The following is a 17833-nucleotide window of genomic DNA, read 5'->3' as shown; positions in this document are numbered from 1 at the left end:
CCGAACGGCGCAGCGCGACCGGATTCCCGCACTTTTTCTCCAGATATCCCGGAAGGCGCATAAAAACGGACCGGAAACCGTTCCGAAGAACCTTTCCTGATTCCCGGTCCGGTCGGCTTCGACCTGCCCCGAAGGACCGAATGCTGACGGATCAAGCACTTCGGTCCTGTTCGTCCTCGCTCGCCCGGATTGCGCCCCATCAGCGAATCATCCCGGTCCCGCAGCCGAAGACTTACGTCCACCTTGCGCATTTTGTCGCCTGACAAGTTGAGCATCCGGTTAATTCTTCACGCATTCCTTCGAAGGTAGGTGGTGCGATGGCCCGAGCCCGGCGGACGCTGGCGCGACCGTCTTACTGGGAGGAGATTTCCATGTCCCGACTTGCCCGTTTCGCCGCGCCTGCCGTCATTCTCGCCGGTTCGCTCGCTTTGGTCGCGCCGGCCGCGCACGCCGCCGTCCCGCATACTCTCGCCGCGAAATGCTCGCAGTCCTATCTGCCGCTGCCCGACCCGGCCTGCACGCCCGGCGCGACCAACCCGGACGTCACGCAGGACACCATCGGCGACACGATCTGCGTCCCCGGCTGGACGTCGACCATCCGCCCGCCGACGACGTACACCACCCCGCTCAAGAAGCAGGGCATCATCGACTACGGCTACTCCGACACCTCGCTCAGCTCGTACGAGGAGGATCACTTCCTGCCGCTCGAACTGGGCGGCGCGCCGAAGGACCCGAAGAACCTCTGGCCGGAACCGCACGACGGCGACCAGAACTCCTACACCAAGGATTCCGTCGAAAACGCGGTCAAGAAGGCGGTCTGCGCGGGGCAGGTCACCCTCGCCGACGCACAGCACGCCATGCTGACCAACTGGACCACCGCGGAGTCCGTGCTCGGCATCGGCTGACCGGGAGTCCCGGAGCTCCCGCAACCGTCCGGGAAGGGGTCCTTGACGGAATCTGATTCCCTCAAGGACCCCTTCCCGGGCGTTCCCAGCGCGCCCAGAGTCAGCCTCCCGACTGCCTCGACACGACGGCCAGCCGAGGCCGCCGCGTCTCCCCCAGCCCGGGTCCCGGGCGGTGCGCGCGGCACACGGTGCACACGACGGCGTGGCTGACCGGCGTCCCGTCCTCCTGGACCAGCCTTCCCACGTGCACCGCCGCACGGCCGCATTGTCCACAAGGGACGGTCGCGCTTTCCGGGTCTACCAGCAGCCTGCTCATCTCGTGCTCCTTCCGGCGATTCCGCCGAGTTCCGGCGGTTGCTGCCGCCCGCCCGGTTACCCCTCGCCTTCCCGGGCAAACCGGACTCTTCCGCCGTTCCGGTTTGGCCTGGCCAGGAGCGGGTAAGCCGTCGGCCAGGCGGAAGGGAGCAGGCGATGGCCGCGCACCGGCAGCCGGATCCCCACCGGGCGCTGCGGTCGATGGAACGAGAGCTTCTCGCCACCGACGCGCTGTGGGTGCGCCGCGCCTTCGGCCAGTCGGCGTGGCCGCTGCGCCGGGCGTGGGCGGTGGCGTGCTGGGCGCTGACCGCGGTCGCGGCGGGGCTCGTGGCCTGCGGGATCGCCTTTCCGCCGGAGGTGCCGCTCGCGCTGCTCGGCTTCGTGCTGGCGGCGATCGCGGTGTGCGGGCACGTCGCCCGCCAGGAGTGTCTGCGTCCGCCGACCCGCCGGACTCCTGGTCCGGGGAAAGGATTTCCATGCCGCCCGTCGTAGTCGTGACCGGAGCCAGCGCCGGAGTGGGCCGGGCCGTCGCCCGGGCTTTCGGGAGCCGCGGCGCGAAAGTCGCCTTGCTGGCGCGGGGCGAGAAGGGGCTCGCCGCCGCGGCGGAGGACGTCCGCGAAGCCGGGGGCACGCCGTTGGAGCTGCCGACGGACGTGGCCGACTTCGCCCAGGTCGACGCCGCCGCGACCCGCGCCGAGGACGAACTCGGGCCGATCGACGTCTGGGTGAACGTCGCGTTCAGCTCGGTGTTCGCCCGGTTCACCGACATCAAACCCGACGAGTACCGGCGGGTCACCGAGGTCACCTATCTCGGTTTCGTGCACGGCACGATGGCCGCTCTCAGCCGGATGAAACCGCGGGACGCCGGCACGATCGTGCAGGTCGGCTCGGCGCTCGCGTATCGCGGAATCCCGCTGCAGAGCGCGTATTGCGGGGCCAAGCACGCCATCCAGGGCTTCAACGAAGCGCTCCGCTGCGAACTTCTCCACGAGCACAGCGGAATCCGCACGACCATGGTGCAGCTTCCCGCGGTCAACACGCCGCAGTTCACCTGGCTGCTGACCCGGCTGCCCGAGCACGCCCAGCCGGTGCCGCCGATCTACCAGCCCGAACTCGCCGCCCGCGCGGTGCTGCACGCCGCCGACCATCCGCGCCGCCGCGAGTACTGGGTCGGTTCGAGCACCGCCGCGACGCTGCTGGCCAACGCCGTCGCACCCGGGCTGCTCGACCGGTACCTCGCCCGGACCGGCTTCGGCGCGCAGCAAACCGGCCAGCCCCAGCCGCCGAGCCAGCCGGCGAACCTGTGGGAGCCGGTGGACGGCCCGCGCGGATTCGACTACGGCGCGCACGGGGAGTTCGACCAGCAGGCGAAAGCGCGGGACATCCAGCCGGTGCTGAGCCGACACCACGGCGCGGTGGCGGCCGGGCTGGCCGCTGCCGCCCTCGCCGCCGGACAGCTGCTGAGCCGTACCCTGAAGTCCACAAAGGACACTTCGGACGGCCGGGACGCGACACGCGGGAAATCCGGCCAGGCGAAAACGCTCAGCCGCGCCGCAACCGGTCTTGCCATCGCCGGGCAAGGGCTGCGCCGCATCCAGAAGTCCGGGAAGGACACTCGGTTCCGCCGCCCCGCGAAGAAGGGACGCCGCTGAGAATGTTCCGGAACCGCGCCGACGCGGGTGCACGGCTCGCGGCCGTACTGGCCGAGCGGGACTGGTCCGACCCGGTCGTCTTCGGGCTCGCTCGCGGCGGGCTGCCGGTCGCCGCGCCGGTCGCCGAGGAACTGGACGCGCCGTTGGAGCTCATGGTGGCCCGCAAGATCGGTGCCCCGGGACGGCCGGAACTCGGGCTAGGCGCCGTAGCGGCGGACGGGCCGCCGTTCTTCGACCGCGCCGGGCTGCGCGCGCTGGGATTGACGCCGGAAGACATCGCCGACCAGGTCGACCACGCCCGCGCCGAAGCCCGCGACCAGGTCCGGCGCTACCTGGGCGAGCGCACCCCGCGCTCGGCGGCGGGCCACGAGGCCGTGGTGGTCGACGACGGCGTGGCCACCGGCGGGACGGCGATCGCGGCGCTGCGGGCCCTTCGGTCGTCCGCGCCGCTTCGGCTGGTCTTCGCCGCTCCCGTCGGCGCGCCGTCCGCAGCGGAGAAGCTCGCCCGCGAGGCGGACGAGGTCGTTTTCCTCCGCGAGCCGAAGCAGTTCCACGCCGTCGGCGAGTTCTACGTGGACTTCAGCCCGACCAGCGACCAGGAAGTCCTCGCCCTGCTGCCCTCGTGATCAGCCGAGCGCCGACAGCAGCCAGAAAGCCAGCGCGGCCACCCCCGCCGCGGCCGGGAAGGTGAGCACCCACCCGAGCACGATGTCGCGCGCGATCCCCCATCGCACCGCCGAAAGCCGCCGCGTGGCACCCACGCCCATCACCGCCGCGGTGATCACGTGCGTGGTCGAAATCGGTGCCTTCACGGCAAAAGCGGTCAAGTACAGCACCGAAGCACCGACCGATTCCGCGACGAACCCGTGCGGCGGATCGAGCGGGAATACGCGACGGCCGAGCGTCCGCATGATTCGCATGCCGCCCGAACAGGTGCCGAGCGAAAGCGCCCCGGCGCACACCAGCGTCACCCACAGCGGCACCGAGAACGTGCTCTGCTTGCCCGCCGCGATCAGCGCCAGGACGAGCACGCCCATCCCCTTCTGCGCGTCCTGCAAGCCGTGCCCGAGCGCCAGCGCCGAGGCCGACACGATCTGCAGCCGCCGGAACACCCGGCCGCTGCGGTGCGGATTCCTCCGCCGCAGCAACCACAGCACCGCCACCATCGCCGCGTAGCCGAGCACGAGCCCGAGCAGCGGCGACGCGACCATCGGCACCAGCACTTTCTCCACGATGCCCGTCCAGTGCACGGTGCTCGCCGCGGCCAGCGCGGCCCCGACCATGCCGCCGATCAGCGAATGCGAGGACGAGGAAGGCAGCCCGAAATACCAGGTCACCAGGTTCCACGCGATCGCGCCGACCAGCGCGGCGAGCACCACGGTCAGCGCGCCGGGACCGGCCGGGACGTCGATGATTCCCTTGGCGACGGTCGCGGCGATGCCGGTCGACAGCAGGGCTCCGGCCAGGTTCATCACCGCGGCGAGCACGAGCGCGGTGCGCAGCGGGAGCGCCCGGGTCGACACCGCGCTGGCGATCGCGTTGGCGGCGTCGTGGAACCCGTTGGTGTAGTCGAAGAAGACCGTCAGCACCACGACGGCGACCAGCGCGGCGGTGCCGTCCACTCAGGACTCCTTGACCGCGATGGTCTGCACCACGTCCGCGACGTGCTCGAACCCGTCGGCCGCCAGTTCGAACTGTTCGACGACTTCCTTCGCCTTGAGCACTTCGAGCGCGTCGGCCCCGGGCTGGAACAGATCGGCGAGCATCCGCCGGTAGGTGTGGTCCGCCTCGTTCTCCAGTGCGTTGATCTCGATCCAGAACGGCGACAGCTCGCCGACCTTCGCCAGCCCCGGCATCGCTTCCGCGGTCAGCTCCGCGGCGCGGCACAGCACCCGCAGCATTCCCTTGGTGCCCGGCGGGAACTTCTCGAGCCGGTAGAGCACCGCGAGGTCGGCCGCGGTGTCCAGGAAGTCCAGGACGTCGTCGATCCGCGCGGCCAGCGCCTGGATGTCCTCACGGTCGAACGGCGTGACGAACGTGCTGTTCAGCTCGACCATGATGGTGTGCGTCAGCTCGTCGCCGGCGTGTTCGACTTCGTGCAGCCGCGCCGCGATCGCGTCCCGGTCCGGCGGCGCCGCCTCGGTGAGGTCCCGAAGCAGCGCGGTGGCGGTGACGAGGTTCGCGGCCGCGTCCGCGAGCAGCTGGAAGAACTGGCTTCCGCGAGGTTTTATGCGCATCGGAGGATCAGTTACCCCGAATCACCCTCGGTTACACCGGTGCCGTGTGCCGCGCGTCCGCATCGGGTACCCGGCGGGCATCCAGGGAGGAAGGAGTCGCCGATGCGTCCGGTCTGGCAGGGTTCGCTGTCGTTCGGGCTGGTCAACGTTCCGGTGCGGATGTACAAGGCGGTCGAGGACCACGCCGTGCACTTCACGCAGTTCCAGCGCGGGACCCGGGACCGGATCCGCTACCGGCGGGTGAACGAGCGGACCGGCGACGAGGTGCCCTACGACGACATCGTCCGCGGCCGGGAGGTCGGCGGCGACGAGTACGTGCTGGTCGAGCAGGAGGAACTGGACGAGATCGCGCCGGGCCGGTCGCGCTCGCTCGAGGTCGAGAGCTTCGTGGACCTCGCCGAGGTCGACCCGATGTACTTCGACCGCGCCTACTGGCTCGCCCCGGCGAAAGAGGAAGCCCAGCGCCCGTACGTGCTGCTGCTCGACGCGCTGGCCAGCCGGGACAAAGCGGCCGTCGCGAAGTTCGTCTTCCACGGCCGCGAACACCTCGCGCTCGCCCGCGCCGGCGACGGCGTGATCGTGCTCAACACGCTGCATTACGCCGCCGAGATGCGCGACGCGGACGACGTGCCGCAGCTGCCCGCCAAGGCCAAGACCAACCAGAAGGAGCTGGACCTCGCGGTCAAGCTGATCGACGCGATGTCCGAGCCGTGGAAGCCCGAAGAGTTCCGCGACACCTACCGCGAGCGGGTCGAGGAGCTGATCGAGGCCAAGCGGGCCGGGAACACCGTCACGCCCGCCTCCGAGCCGGAGGAGCCGACGAAGGTGGTCGACCTCATGGAGGCGCTGGCCAACAGCGTGCGCAGCAGCCGCAAGCCGCGCACCCCGGATCTGTCCGAACTGTCCAAGACGGAGCTGCAGAAACTCGCGAAGGAGCGCGACGTCAAGGGCCGCTCGAAGATGTCCCGCGCCGACCTGGAGGCCGCCCTCAAGGCTTCCTGACCAGCCCAGCTGTCCCCTTTTCCCGGTTGTCCGTGAAGGACTCTTTGAGGGAATCAGATTCCCTCAAAGAGTCCTTCACGGACAACTGCGGAGGCGGGGGTACCTCAGTGCAGCGCCCGAGCCAGCTGCGGGATTCGTCCGCCGGCCAGCAAGACGTCGACCTGGCGCGGCGACAACTGGTGCTTCGCGCGGTATTCCTCGTTTCGAGTCTGGTTGCGGACGGTGAACTCCGCCGTCTCGGCCAGCCGATGGAGCCCGGACACGCACAGCACGTCGTCGCGCCGGACCTTCTCGCTGTCGTCCGGGTCGGCGAATTCCAGCGGCAGCACGCCGAAGTTGACCAGGTTCTGCCAGTGGATCCGGGCGAACGACCGGGCCAGCACCACGCGCAGGCCCAGGTACCGCGCGGTGATCGCGGCGTGCTCGCGCGACGAGCCCTGGCCGTAGTTCTCCCCCGCCGCCACGAAATGCACCGGGCTGTCGGCCGCGCGCTTCGGGTAGTCCTCGTCGATCCGGGTGAAGGTGAACTCGGCCAGCTTCGGGATGTTCGAGCGGTACGGCAGCGCTCGGGCGCCGGCGGGCGAGATCTCGTCGGTCGACACGTCGTCCCCGGCCTTCAGCAGGACCGGGCCCTCGATCTCGTCCGGCAGCGGGTCGAAGTCCGGCAGCCCGGCGACGTTCGGGCCCTTCACCAGCTCCTCCCGCAGAGCCTCGTCCTCGGGCAGCGGAGCGGCGAAGACGCGCGGGTCGGCGGCCGAACGGGCCGGGGCGGTGACCCGCGGGTGCGCGAGGTGGTGTTCAGCGGCGTAGTCGCGCGGATCGGTCAGCACGCCGGTCAGTGCCGACACCGCCGCGGTCTCCGGCGAGCACAGCCACACCGAGTCGTCGGCGGTGCCGGACCGGCCGGGGAAGTTCCGCGGGAAAGTACGCAGCGAGTTCGTGCCGGGCGCGGGCGCCTGGCCCATCCCGATGCAGCCGAGGCAGCCCGCCTGGTGCACGCGGGCTCCGGCCGCGACGAGGTCGGTGAGGTGCCCGCTGCGGGCCAGTTCGACGAGGATCTGGCGCGACGTCGGGTTGACGTCGAAGCTGACCGAATCGGCCGTCTGCCTGCCCCGCACGGTGGCCGCCGCGACCGCGAAGTCCCGGAACCCGGGGTTGGCCGACGAACCGATCACGACCTGTCCCACCGGCGTTCCGGACGCCTCGCGCACCGGCACCACGTTGCCCGGCGACGACGGCTTCGCCACCAACGGCTCCACAGTGGACAGATCGATCTCCTCTTCGATGTCGTAGGAAGCGTCGCGTCCGGCGCGCAGGTCGCGGAAGTCGTGTTCGCGCCCTTCCGCCCGCAGGAACGCGCGGATCGCCTCGTCGGCCGGGAACACCGTCGCCGTCGCGCCCAGCTCGGCACCCATGTTCGCGATCACGTGCCGGTCCATCGCGCTCAGGCAGGCCAGGCCCGGCCCGTGGTACTCGATGATCCGGTGCCGTCCGCCGCTCACGCCGTGCCGTCGCAGCATCTCCAGCACGACATCCTTCGCCGACACCCACGGCGGCAGCTCGTTGTCCAGCCGGACGCCCCAGATCTCCGGCATCCGCAGGTAGAGCGGCTCCCCGGCGATGGCCAGCGCCACTTCGAGCCCGCCGACGCCGACGGCGAGCATGCCCAGCGCCCCGGCCGCGCAGGTGTGCGAATCGGATCCGGCGAGGCTCTTGCCGGGCACGCCGAACCGCTCCATGTGCGTCGGATGCGAAACGCCGTTGCCCGGTTTGGAGAACCACAGCCCGAACCGGCGGCACGCCGAACGCAGATAGTCGTGGTCCTCGGCGTTCTTCTCGTCCGCCTGCAACAGGTTGTGGTCGACGTACTGGACGCTCAGCTCCGTCCGCGCGCGGTCGAGCCCGAGCGCCTCGAGCTCCTGCATCACAAGCGTGCCGGTGGCGTCCTGCGTCAGCGTTTGATCGACCCGCAGGCCGATTTCGGTCCCTGGTTCGAGCCGGCCGGCGACCAGGTGCTCGGCCAGCAGCCGCCCGGCGAGAGTCTGTTCGCGTCCCACTCGCGGCCGGGTACCCGTTTCCGGCGCGGCGAACCGCGATGTTTCCGCCCCCCGCCGCGCGGGCAATCCGGGATCAAGAACGGCGGAAGGAGACTGGGATGCCGCAGCAGGCTTGGAGTTCGAAACGCGAACGGCAGTACCAGCACATCGAGGAGTCGCAGGAGAAGCGCGGCGCGAGCAAGGGGCGCGCCAAGGAGATCGCCGCCCGCACGGTGAACAAGAACCGGGCGCAGTCGGGCGAATCGGACCGCGCGAGCAAGACGTCGCTGCGGGACAAATCGCCGCAGCAGCGCGGCGGGCACCGCTCCGGCAAGCGGCTCGGCCCCGGCGGCCCGACGCGCGACCAGCTGTACAACGAGGCGAAGAAGCGCAATATCCACGGCCGGTCCACGATGACCAAGAAGGAACTGGCGAAGGCACTCGGCCGGGACTGACTCCTCAGCGATGAACCAGCGCCCGATCGAGGATTACGCCCTGCTCGGCGACCTGCACACCGCGGCGCTGGTCTCGCGGGAAGGCGCCGTCGAGTGGCTGTGCCTGCCGCGGTTCGACTCCCCCGCGTGCTTCGCCGCGCTTCTGCACGACGACCGCGCGGGGGTGTGGCAGCTCGGGCCCGCGGAAGGCGGGCCGGCGACGCGGCGTGGCTACGTCGGCGACTCCCTGATCCTCGCCAGCGAATGGGAAACCGACGAGGGTGCCGTGCGCGTGCTCGACTTCATGCCGCCGCGCGACGGCGCCGCTGATCTCGTCCGGATCGTCGAAGGACTGCGCGGCCGGGTCCCGATGCGGACCTGCCTGCGTCCGCGGTTCGACTACGGCTCGGTGCGGCCGTGGGTCCGCAACGTCGACGGGCGCTTCGACGCGGTCGCGGGCCCGGACGCGGTCTGGCTGACAACGCCGGTCGAAGTGTCGACCGAGGGCATCGCCGAATTCACCGTCGCCGAGGGCGAGCGAGTGCCGTTCGTGCTGACCTATCACGCCTCGTACAAAGAACGCCCTGATCCGGCGGACGCCGAGAAAGCCCTGGAGCACACCGAACAATTCTGGGCGGAGTGGATCGGCCGCTGCCGGTACGACGGCCGGTGGCCTGTCGCGGTGCGTCGTGCGCTGATCACCTTGAAGGCGCTGACGTATGAGCCGACCGGCGGCATCCTCGCCGCGCCGACGACGTCGCTGCCGGAACAGCTCGGCGGCGAACGCAACTGGGACTACCGCTACTGCTGGCTGCGCGACGCCACTTTCACCCTGCAGGCGCTCGTCGGCACCGGCTACCCGGACGAGGCGCGAGCGTGGCGCGAATGGCTCGTCCGCGCGGCAGCCGGAGACCCGGCCGAACTCCAGGTCCTTTACGGACTGGACGGGTCCCGTCGCGTGCCGGAGTCCACAGTGGACTGGCTGGACGGGTACGCCGGTTCGACCCCGGTCCGCATCGGAAACGCCGCCGCGGGCCAGATCCAGCTCGACGTGTGGGGCGAAGCGCTCGACGGCCTGCACCTCGTCCGCGAAGCCGGGCTCCCGGTGACGCATTCGGCGTGGGACCTGCAGCGCGGACTGCTCGATTTCCTTGAGGGCCACTGGGACCAGCCCGACCGCAGCCTGTGGGAAGTACGCGGAGAACCGCAGCATTTCGTGCATTCCAAGGTGATGGCGTGGGCGGGCATCGACCGAGCGGTCCGGACAGTGGAACGCCACCGGCTCGACGGACCGGTCGACCGGTGGCGGGCACTGCGCGACCGGATTCACGAGGAAGTCTGCCGCGAGGGTTTCGACGCCGACCGCAACACTTTCACCCAGTTCTACGGTTCCCGCGGCCTCGACGCCGCTTTGCTGCTGATCCCCCGCGTCGGCTTCCTTCCCGGGAGCGACCCTCGGGTGCGCGGAACCGTCGACGCGGTGCGGAAAGAACTGTCGCACGACGGCTTCGTCCATCGTTTCGACCCGGAGGCCGACCCCGGGCCCGGCGGATTGCACGGCGGCGAAGGCGCGTTCCTGCCGTGCAGTTTCTGGCTCGCCGACGCCTTGCACGGGACTGGCCGCACCGAGGAAGCCACCGAGGTTTTCGAACGGATGCTGGGGGTCCGCAACGACGTCGGGCTGCTGAGCGAGGAATACGACGTCGCCGCCGGACGCCAGCTCGGGAACATGCCGCAGGCCTTCAGCATGGTCGGGCTCGTCAACACCGCGCGCCACCTCGACGGCGCGGAAACCACCACCAACGCGACCGGGCGCCAACAGGGGCTGCGGCACGACGTGTAACCCCCCGGACCTCCGGGTAGCCGGGGAAGACCCAACGCACGGGAGGACTTGTCATGACCGAGACCGTCGGCGACTACCTGCTTTCGCGGCTGCGCGACTGGGGTGTGGAACAGGTGTTCGCGTACCCCGGGGACGGGATCAACGGTCTCGTCGCTTCCTTCGGCAAAGCGGACAACCAGCCGCGCTTCGTCCAGGCCCGGCACGAGGAGATGGCCGCCTTCTCCGCGGTCGGCTACGCGAAGTTCAGCGGCGCGGTCGGCGTGTGCATGGCGACGTCCGGGCCGGGCGCGATCCACCTGCTGAACGGGCTGTACGACGCGAAACTCGACCACGTGCCGGTCGTCGCGATCGTCGGCCAGACCGCGCGCACCGCGATGGGCGGCAGCTACCAGCAGGAGGTCGAACTCCAGGCGCTGTACCGGGATGTCGCGAACGAGTACTGCATCGAGGTGAACGTCGCCGAGCAGCTGCCCAACGCGCTCGACCGCGCGTTCCGGGTCGCGCAGGCGTCCCGCACCCCGACCGCGCTGATCATCCCGGCGGACCTGCAGGAAGAGCCGTACGAGCCGCCGCAGCACGCGTTCAAGCAGATGCCGTCGAGCCCGCCCGGAACCGCGTGGCCGAACCCGGTGCCGGCGGAACCCGCCATCAGCGAAGCGGCCGACGTGCTCAACGCCGGGGAGAAGGTCGCGATCCTCGTCGGGCAGGGTGCCCGCGGCGCGCTCGACGAGGTGAAGCAGGTCGCCGACGTCACCGGTGCCGGAGTGGCGAAAGCCTTGCTGGGCAAGGACGTTCTTCCCGACGACCTGCCGTACGTGACCGGCGCGATAGGGCTGCTCGGCACCCGGCCGAGCTACGAGATGATGCGCGACTGCGACACGCTGCTGATCATCGGCTCCAACTTCCCGTACAGCCAGTTCCTGCCGGAGTACGGCCAGGCCCGCGCCGTGCAGATCGACATCGACGGCCGGTTCATCGGCATGCGCTACCCCACCGAGGTCAACCTGGTCGGCGACGCCGCGGCGACCCTGCGCGCGCTGCTGCCGAAGCTGACCCGGACCGAAAACCGTTCGTGGCGCGAGAAAATCGAGAAGGACGTCGCCGAATGGTGGGCCACCATGGACCAGCAGGCGGCGGTCGACGCGAAACCGGTCAACCCGATGCGGATCGTGCACGAGCTGTCCCAGCAGATCCCGGGCAACGCGATGGTCACCGCCGATTCCGGCTCGTCGACCAACTGGTACGCGCGCAACCTCCGGATCCGCGAAGGCATGCGCAGCACGCTGTCCGGCACGCTCGCGACGATGGGCCCCGGCGTGCCATACGCGATCGGCGCCAAGTTCGCGCACCCGGACCGGCCGGCGATCGCGCTGGTCGGCGACGGCGCGATGCAGATGAACGGGATGGCCGAGCTGATCACCATCGCCCGCTACCAGGGGCTGTGGACGGATCCGCGCTGCATCGTCTGCGTGTTCCACAACAACGACCTCAACCAGGTCACGTGGGAGCTGCGGGCGATGGGCGGCGCGCCGAAGTTCGAGGAATCGCAGTCGCTGCCGGACGTCGACTACGCCGGGTTCGCGCGCAGCATCGGCCTCGAAGGGGTCAACGTCGACGATCCGGGCGATCTCGCCTCGGCCTGGCGGACCGCGTTCGCCGCGGACCGGCCGACCGTGCTGGACGTCCGCTGCGACGCCGAGGTCCCGCCGATTCCGCCGCACGCGACGTTCGAGCAGATGAAATCGGTGACCGAGTCCGTGCTCAAGGGCGATCCCGAAGCGTTCCACCTGATGTTCCAGGGCGCGAAGACGAAGCTGCAGGAGTTCCTGCCCGGACGGTCGCGGTGACCGTCGCCGCCCCGCACCTCGAACGGATCGACGCGCGCGCCTACCGGGTGCCGACTCCTTCGCCGGAGGCCGACGGCACGCTCGCCTGGGATTCCACCACCCTCGTCGTGGCCAAGGTGCGGGCCGGCGACACCGACGGGCTCGGCTGGACGTACGCCGATTTCTCCTGCGTCCCGCTGATCGAAGGCAAGCTGGCCTCCGCGGTCGTCGGGCAGCCGGTCCTGGACCCGCCCGCGTGCTGGACCGCCATGCAGCACGCGATCCGGAACCTCGGCCGCGCCGGACTGGTCTCTTGTGCACTGTCCGCTGTGGACATCGCGATCTGGGACGCCGCCGCGCGGCTGCTCGACGTGCCGCTGAGCCGGCTGCTCGGCCGGGTGCACGACGAGGTCGACGTGTACGGCAGCGGCGGCTTCACTTCCCAGGACGACGACGAACTGGTCGCACAGCTCGACCACTGGGTCCGCAAGCAGCGCATTCCGCGCGTGAAGATCAAGATCGGCGAGTCCTGGGGGTCCGCGGTCGCCCGCGACATCGGCCGCGTCCGGCTGGCGCGCGAGACGATCGGGGACGACGCCGCGCTGTACGTCGACGCGAACGGCGGCTACTCGGTGGGCCGGGCCCGCCGGATCGCGAAGACGTTGCGGGAATTCGGCGTCACCTGGTTCGAGGAGCCGGTGTCCAGCGACGACCTGCCCGGGCTCGCGCAGCTGCGCACGCCGGACGGACCGGACATCGCCGCCGGCGAGTACGGCTACGACCTGCCGTACTTCGCCCGGATGCTGCCGTCGGTCGACTGTCTCCAGGTCGACGTGACGCGGTGCGGCGGCTACACCGAATGGCGTCGCGTCGCCGCGCTGGCTGCTGCCGCGAACCGCGAGGTTTCCGCGCACTGCGCGCCGAACCTGTCCGCGCACGCGGCCGCGGCGACCCCGAACTTCCGGCACATCGAATGGTTCGCCGACCACGACCGGATCGAACGGGAACTGTTCTACGGCGGCCTCGACCCCAGCGGCGGCCGGGTCGCCCCGTCGATGTCCACCGCCGGGCACGGGATGCGCCTGCACGCCGACGCCGCGGCCGAGTATGCGGTCAAGGAGGGCCGATGAGACACCCTCTGTCAACCTCAGGCCGCCGAGGGATGCTGGTGGGCTTGCTGCCGGTTGCGAATGTGAATGGTCTCGTCGTAGCGGATGCGTTTGACCAGGCAGTGCCACAAGATTTCCAGCCATCGGTTCGCCAAAGCGCGCAGGGCCGAGTGATGGCTCTTCCCGGCGGCGATTTTCCCGTCGTAGAACTCCCGCGCCCATGCGCTGCGGGAGAGGCTGCAAAAGGCCCACTGATGCACGGCTGCGCCCAGGTAGTGGTTGTGCGCCAGACGACGGGCGACGACGAACTCGCTCCGGCCGGAGCGGCGGGTGACCGGGGCGGTTCCGCCGTAGCATTGCAGCCCGTTCGGTGTGGCGAACTGGGTGATGTCGTCTCCGATTTCTCCGGCTATCCGGGCGGCGAGCCGGTCCCCGAGTCCGGGGAAACTCAGGTAGATGTCACCGCCCGGGACCGCTTTTCCCGGATCGGGTTCCTTCGCCTGTGTTGCGTGGCCGCGGCGGGCCGTTCCGAGCAGCAGTTCGGCCATGCGGCGTTCCCAGGCCCGTCGTTGGTCGCGGATGGCCAGCAGCTGGGTCGCGGTCAGCGCGATCGTGCCGGTTTTCGCGCGCGCCAGGTAGTCTTTCACCGGCAGCCGGTCGGCGGCGAGGGCGTCGGCGACGCGGGCGGCGAACCGGTCGGGCCAGCCGTGGCTGGCGGCGCGGGCGAACGCGGCGATGTCGTGCGGGTCGGCCGCAGCGAGCTCGTCGTGGCCGGGCCAGCGGCTCAGCAGCTTGAGCATGACCGGCGAACCGAGGTTGCCGCCGGCGATGGCCAGCGCGGCAGGGAAGGTTGCCAGCAGGTCCGCGCGCAGCCGGTTGAGCAGCCGGCGCTCGTCGCGGGCGGCGCGTTCGTCGTCCCGGGCGATCGTGCGCAATTCTCCCGCCAGCTCGCCGTGCGGGATCAGTTTCCGCAATTCCAGAAACTGGTCCAATGCCAGCAGGCAGCAGATCCTGGCGTCTTCGGCGTCGTCTTTCTTTTTAGCCGGCCCGCGGCGGCGGGCCACCACGTCCGGATTGACCGGAAGAACAGTGAAACCGGCGTCGGCCAGCGTTTCCACCAACAGGCCGTGTCGGGTTTCCAGCACGACCCGCACGTCGGCCGGGTCGGTTTCCAGCTCCAGGCAACGGGCCACAAGCCGGTTGACTCCCGCTGCGGTGTGGTCGATACGGAATTGTTCGATCACCCCTTCTCCGGGGCGACCCAAGGCCACGTCGTGAAACGATTCCGCCCAGTCGATGCCTGCTCCAAGCAAATGCTCCGACTCCCTTCGCGTCCAGCAACGAAAAAACTGGAACCGGAGGCCGCGCGTCGTGCTGATAAACCAGTCCTCATCGGGACAACACCCTCCAAGACGACAAGCCTCCGGCTACAACCCCCGAGGACGCTGTCTCATTTCAGTCCTCGCAGGACAAGCACCAGAAGCGTTCCCCGGAGGTCCCAGCCATGAAAGAAGGTACCGCTATCAGCACCGCTGAACTCCCCGATCCCGTCGTTCGCGTGCCGGAACCGGCCGAGATCGACCTCGAAGCGCTCGCCGCCGCCTTGCGGGAACGGGTCGAGGGCGAGGTCCGCTTCGACGACGGCAGCCGCGCCGCCTACTCGACCGACGCGTCCAATTTCCGCCAGATCCCCCTCGGCGTCGTCGTGCCGCGTTCTCCCGACGACGCCGTCGAAGCACTGGCCGTAGCGAGGGAGTTCGGCGCGCCCGTGCTCTCGCGCGGCGGCGGGACGAGCCTCGCCGGCCAGTGCACCAACACCGCGGTCGTGCTCGACTGGTCGAAGTACTGCGCCAAGCTGGAGTCCGTGGACGCCGAGCGCCGCACCTGCGTCGTGCAGCCGGGGATCGTGCTGGACGACCTCAACCGGCAGCTCGCCGACACCGGGCTCCGCTTCGGCCCCGAGCCGGCGACGCACATGAACTGCACCCTCGGCGGCATGATCGGCAACAACTCCTGTGGCGCGACCGCCCAGCGCACCGGAAAGGTCGTCGACAACGTCGTGCGCCTGGAAGTGCTGCTGGCGGACGGAACCCGGTTCTGGTGCGGCCAAACGAGCGACGACGAGTACGCCGAGATCGAGCACCACGGCGACCGGCGCGCCGCGGTCTACCGGCAGCTGCGCCGGCTGCGCGACGAGTACGCCGACGAGATCCGCCGCCGCTTCCCGGACATCCCGCGCCGGGTGTCCGGCTACAACCTCGACTCGCTGCTGCCCGAACACGGCTTCGACGTCGCCGGGCTGCTCGTCGGCAGCGAATCGACCCTGGTCACCGTCCTGCGCGCGGAACTGAAACTGGTGCCGGTCCTGCCCGAGCGCGCGCTGGTCGTACTCGGCTATCCGGACATCGCGACCGCCGCCGACGCGGTGCCGGACATCCTGCAGCACGAACCTATCGCGCTCGAAGGCGTCGACCACCGGCTTCTCTACGACGAGCGGCTGAAGCACCTCAACGAAAAAGCTCGCGAGGAGCTGCCGCGAGGTCGGGCGTTCCTGATGGTCCAGTTCGGCGCGCAGACGCTCGAGGAGGCCGACAAGCAGGCTCGCCGGCTGCTCGACTCCGTCGAGGGCACGGACGTCGCTTTCCTCGACGATCCGGCCAAGGAGGCCGAACTCTGGCAGGTCCGCGAGGCCGGGCTCGGCGCGACCGCGCACGTCCCCGGCGAGGCGGACACCTTCGAGGGATGGGAAGATTCGGCGGTAGCGCCGGAGAAACTCGGCGACTACCTCCGCCGCCTGGACGCGCTGTACGCGGAATTCGGCTATGCCGACGAAACCGGGCCGAGCCTGTACGGCCACTTCGGACAGGGCTGCGTGCACACGCGGATCCCGTTCGGCCTCTACACCGCGTCCGGCGTCGCGACCTACCGGCGGTTCATGGAACGGGCCGCCGACCTGGTCGCGGAGTTCGGCGGCTCGTTCTCCGGCGAGCACGGCGACGGGCAGAGCCGCGGCGAACTGCTGCCGCGGATGTTCGGCAACGACCTGGTCACCGCTTTCGGCCAGCTGAAGGCGATCTTCGACCCGGCCGACCGGATGAACCCGGGCAAGGTCGTCGCGCCGTACTCGCTGGACGAAAACCTGCGGCTCGGCGGCTCGTGGTCCCCCGCCGAGCCGCAGGACCTCTACTTCCGCTTCCCGCACGACGGCGGCTCGTTCTCGCAGGCCGCCAACCGGTGCGTCGGCGTCGGCCGCTGCCGGCAGACCACCTCGGAAAGCGGCGACGTGATGTGCCCGTCGTACCAGGTCACCGGCGAGGAGGAACACTCCACGCGCGGCCGTGCCCGGATGCTTTTCGAGATGCTCAACGGACACCACGACGGCCCGATCTCGAACGGCTGGCGCTCCACCGAGGTCCGCGACGCGCTCGATCTGTGTCTTTCCTGCAAGGGCTGCAAATCCGACTGTCCGGCCGACGTGGACATGGCCACCTACAAGGCGGAATTCCTGGCCCACCACTACGCCGGCCGGCCCTGGAAACGGCCGCGGTCGGACTTCAGCATGGGCTGGCTGCCGCTCGTCGCCCGGTTGGTGTCCAAAACCCACACGGCGCGGCTGGTGAACCTGCTGGGCAAAACCCGGTTCGCGACGCGTGCCGCGGGCGTGGAAGACCGGGAAATCCCCCGCTTCGCCCCGAAAACCCTGCCGCGCTGGTTCGCCCGGCACCGACCCGCCGGCACCGGAGCGCGCGGCACGGTGTTGTTGTGGCCGGACACCTTCACCTCGTACTTCCATCCGCACGTCGCCGAGGATGCGGTGCGCGTACTGGAGGACGCGGGCTGGCGGGTCACGCTGCCGGAACCGTCCGTGTGCTGCGGCCTGACCTGGATTTCCACCGGACAGCTCGGAGTCGCCAAGCGGGTCCTGACCCGCACCGTGCGCACGCTGGCGCCGCATCTTCGGGACGGCGGCCTGGTGCTCGGCCTGGAACCCAGCTGCACCGCGGTCTTCCGCTCCGACGCGGCCGAGTTGTTCCCCGGCGACCAGGACGTCCGGCGGCTGCGGGACCAGACCGTGACGCTCGCGGAGCTGCTGACCCAGCACTCCCCCGGCTACCGGCCGCCGCAGATCCCGGGACACGCGCTCGCTCAGGTGCACTGCCACCAGCACGCGGTGCTGGGCTGGGACGCGGACCGGGAACTGCTGCAGGCGGCCGGGGTGGACGTCGAGCGACTCGATTCGGGTTGTTGCGGCCTCGCCGGGAACTTCGGCTTCGAGCGGGGTCATCTGGAAGTCAGCAAGGCCTGCGCGGAACGGGTGCTGCTGCCCCGGGTACGCAAGGCGGACCGGCGGACGGCTGTGCTCGCCGACGGATTCAGCTGCCGGACTCAGCTGCACGAGCTGGACAGCGGCGGGCGCGAGGGCATCCACCTCGCCGAGCTCCTCGCCGCGGGACTCGCCTCGAAAGACCGGTAA

General features: G+C 70.1%; 15 protein-coding genes. 10 read left to right on the top strand and 5 right to left on the bottom strand.

The features are described from left to right. The first annotated feature begins 371 nt into the window (after positions 1-371). Positions 372-905, top strand: a complete 534-nt coding sequence (locus tag ATK30_RS38115) for a hypothetical protein (protein WP_101439567.1) — start codon at positions 372-374, stop codon at positions 903-905. 100 nt (positions 906-1005) lie between these two features. Here the strand turns inward: ATK30_RS38115 and ATK30_RS44880 are convergent, their stop codons facing one another. After that, the gene (locus tag ATK30_RS44880; RefSeq protein ID WP_143271472.1) at positions 1006-1221 is read right to left on the bottom strand and encodes a hypothetical protein; all 216 of its coding nucleotides are present in this window, start codon (positions 1219-1221) and stop codon (positions 1006-1008) included. Positions 1222-1376: 155 nt separating this feature from the next. On the opposite strand from ATK30_RS44880, the gene ATK30_RS38110 reads away from it, so the two are divergent. The 3 genes from ATK30_RS38110 to ATK30_RS38100 are packed head-to-tail and all read left to right on the top strand — an operon-like array spanning position 1377 to position 3498. Next, entirely contained in the window at positions 1377-1712 is a 336-nt protein-coding gene (locus ATK30_RS38110; protein ID WP_101439566.1) for a DUF3040 domain-containing protein, read from the top strand. Next, positions 1697-2872 (top strand): SDR family oxidoreductase, encoded by a 1176-nt coding sequence (locus ATK30_RS38105; protein WP_101439565.1) that lies wholly within the window; start codon positions 1697-1699, stop codon positions 2870-2872. The genes ATK30_RS38110 and ATK30_RS38105 overlap by 16 nt, the downstream gene beginning before the upstream one ends. 2 nt (positions 2873-2874) lie before the next feature. Next, positions 2875-3498: a phosphoribosyltransferase gene (locus tag ATK30_RS38100; protein ID WP_167442073.1), complete on the top strand. Its 624-nt coding sequence runs from the start codon at positions 2875-2877 to the stop codon at positions 3496-3498. Here ATK30_RS38100 and ATK30_RS38095 read toward each other — a convergent pair whose 3' ends face one another. Both ATK30_RS38095 and ATK30_RS38090 read right to left on the bottom strand, forming a co-directional pair. Then, positions 3499-4494, bottom strand: a complete 996-nt coding sequence (locus tag ATK30_RS38095) for an inorganic phosphate transporter (RefSeq protein ID WP_101439564.1) — start codon at positions 4492-4494, stop codon at positions 3499-3501. It abuts the gene before it with no gap. Continuing rightward, entirely contained in the window at positions 4495-5109 is a 615-nt protein-coding gene (locus tag ATK30_RS38090) for a DUF47 domain-containing protein (RefSeq protein WP_101439563.1), read from the bottom strand. It abuts the gene before it with no gap. 102 nt (positions 5110-5211) lie between these two features. Here ATK30_RS38090 and ku point away from each other — a divergent pair, with 102 nt between their 5' ends. Further along, a complete protein-coding gene (ku, locus tag ATK30_RS38085; RefSeq protein WP_101439562.1) occupies positions 5212-6111 on the top strand; it encodes a non-homologous end joining protein Ku in 900 nt (299 codons plus the stop codon). A 104-nt stretch (positions 6112-6215) separates the two neighbouring features. On the opposite strand, the gene ATK30_RS38080 is transcribed toward ku, so the two are convergent. Further along, complete coding sequence (locus ATK30_RS38080) at positions 6216-8168, bottom strand: aconitate hydratase (protein ID WP_101439561.1); 1953 nt, start codon at positions 8166-8168, stop codon at positions 6216-6218. A 98-nt stretch (positions 8169-8266) separates the two neighbouring features. Between ATK30_RS38080 and ATK30_RS38075 the strand changes: the two genes are divergently transcribed. From ATK30_RS38075 to ATK30_RS38060, 4 genes are read left to right on the top strand one after another with little or no spacing between them, the layout of a single operon-like run. Beyond that, positions 8267-8602, top strand: a complete 336-nt coding sequence (locus ATK30_RS38075) for a plasmid stabilization protein (protein WP_101439560.1) — start codon at positions 8267-8269, stop codon at positions 8600-8602. Positions 8603-8612: 10 nt separating this feature from the next. Continuing rightward, the gene (locus ATK30_RS38070; protein WP_101439559.1) at positions 8613-10424 is read left to right on the top strand and encodes a glycoside hydrolase family 15 protein; all 1812 of its coding nucleotides are present in this window, start codon (positions 8613-8615) and stop codon (positions 10422-10424) included. A gap of 53 nt (positions 10425-10477) precedes the next feature. Then, positions 10478-12271, top strand: a complete 1794-nt coding sequence (locus ATK30_RS38065; protein WP_101439558.1) for a thiamine pyrophosphate-requiring protein — start codon at positions 10478-10480, stop codon at positions 12269-12271. Next, complete coding sequence (locus ATK30_RS38060) at positions 12268-13380, top strand: enolase C-terminal domain-like protein (protein WP_101439557.1); 1113 nt, start codon at positions 12268-12270, stop codon at positions 13378-13380. Before ATK30_RS38065 ends, ATK30_RS38060 begins: the two co-directional genes overlap by 4 nt. A gap of 17 nt (positions 13381-13397) precedes the next feature. On the opposite strand, the gene ATK30_RS38055 is transcribed toward ATK30_RS38060, so the two are convergent. Then, on the bottom strand, positions 13398-14672 hold the full coding sequence (locus ATK30_RS38055; RefSeq protein ID WP_101434032.1) for an IS110 family transposase: 1275 nt from the start codon (positions 14670-14672) through the stop codon (positions 13398-13400). Between the two features lie 191 nt (positions 14673-14863). Here ATK30_RS38055 and ATK30_RS38050 point away from each other — a divergent pair, with 191 nt between their 5' ends. Next, a complete protein-coding gene (locus ATK30_RS38050) occupies positions 14864-17833 on the top strand; it encodes an FAD-binding and (Fe-S)-binding domain-containing protein (RefSeq protein WP_208637527.1) in 2970 nt (989 codons plus the stop codon).

This window comes from Amycolatopsis echigonensis (assembly GCF_002846615.1).
Classification (GTDB): domain Bacteria; phylum Actinomycetota; class Actinomycetes; order Mycobacteriales; family Pseudonocardiaceae; genus Amycolatopsis; species Amycolatopsis echigonensis.
Note: the sequence above shows the minus strand (reverse complement) of the source record. Positions and strands in the feature narration are given on the sequence as shown.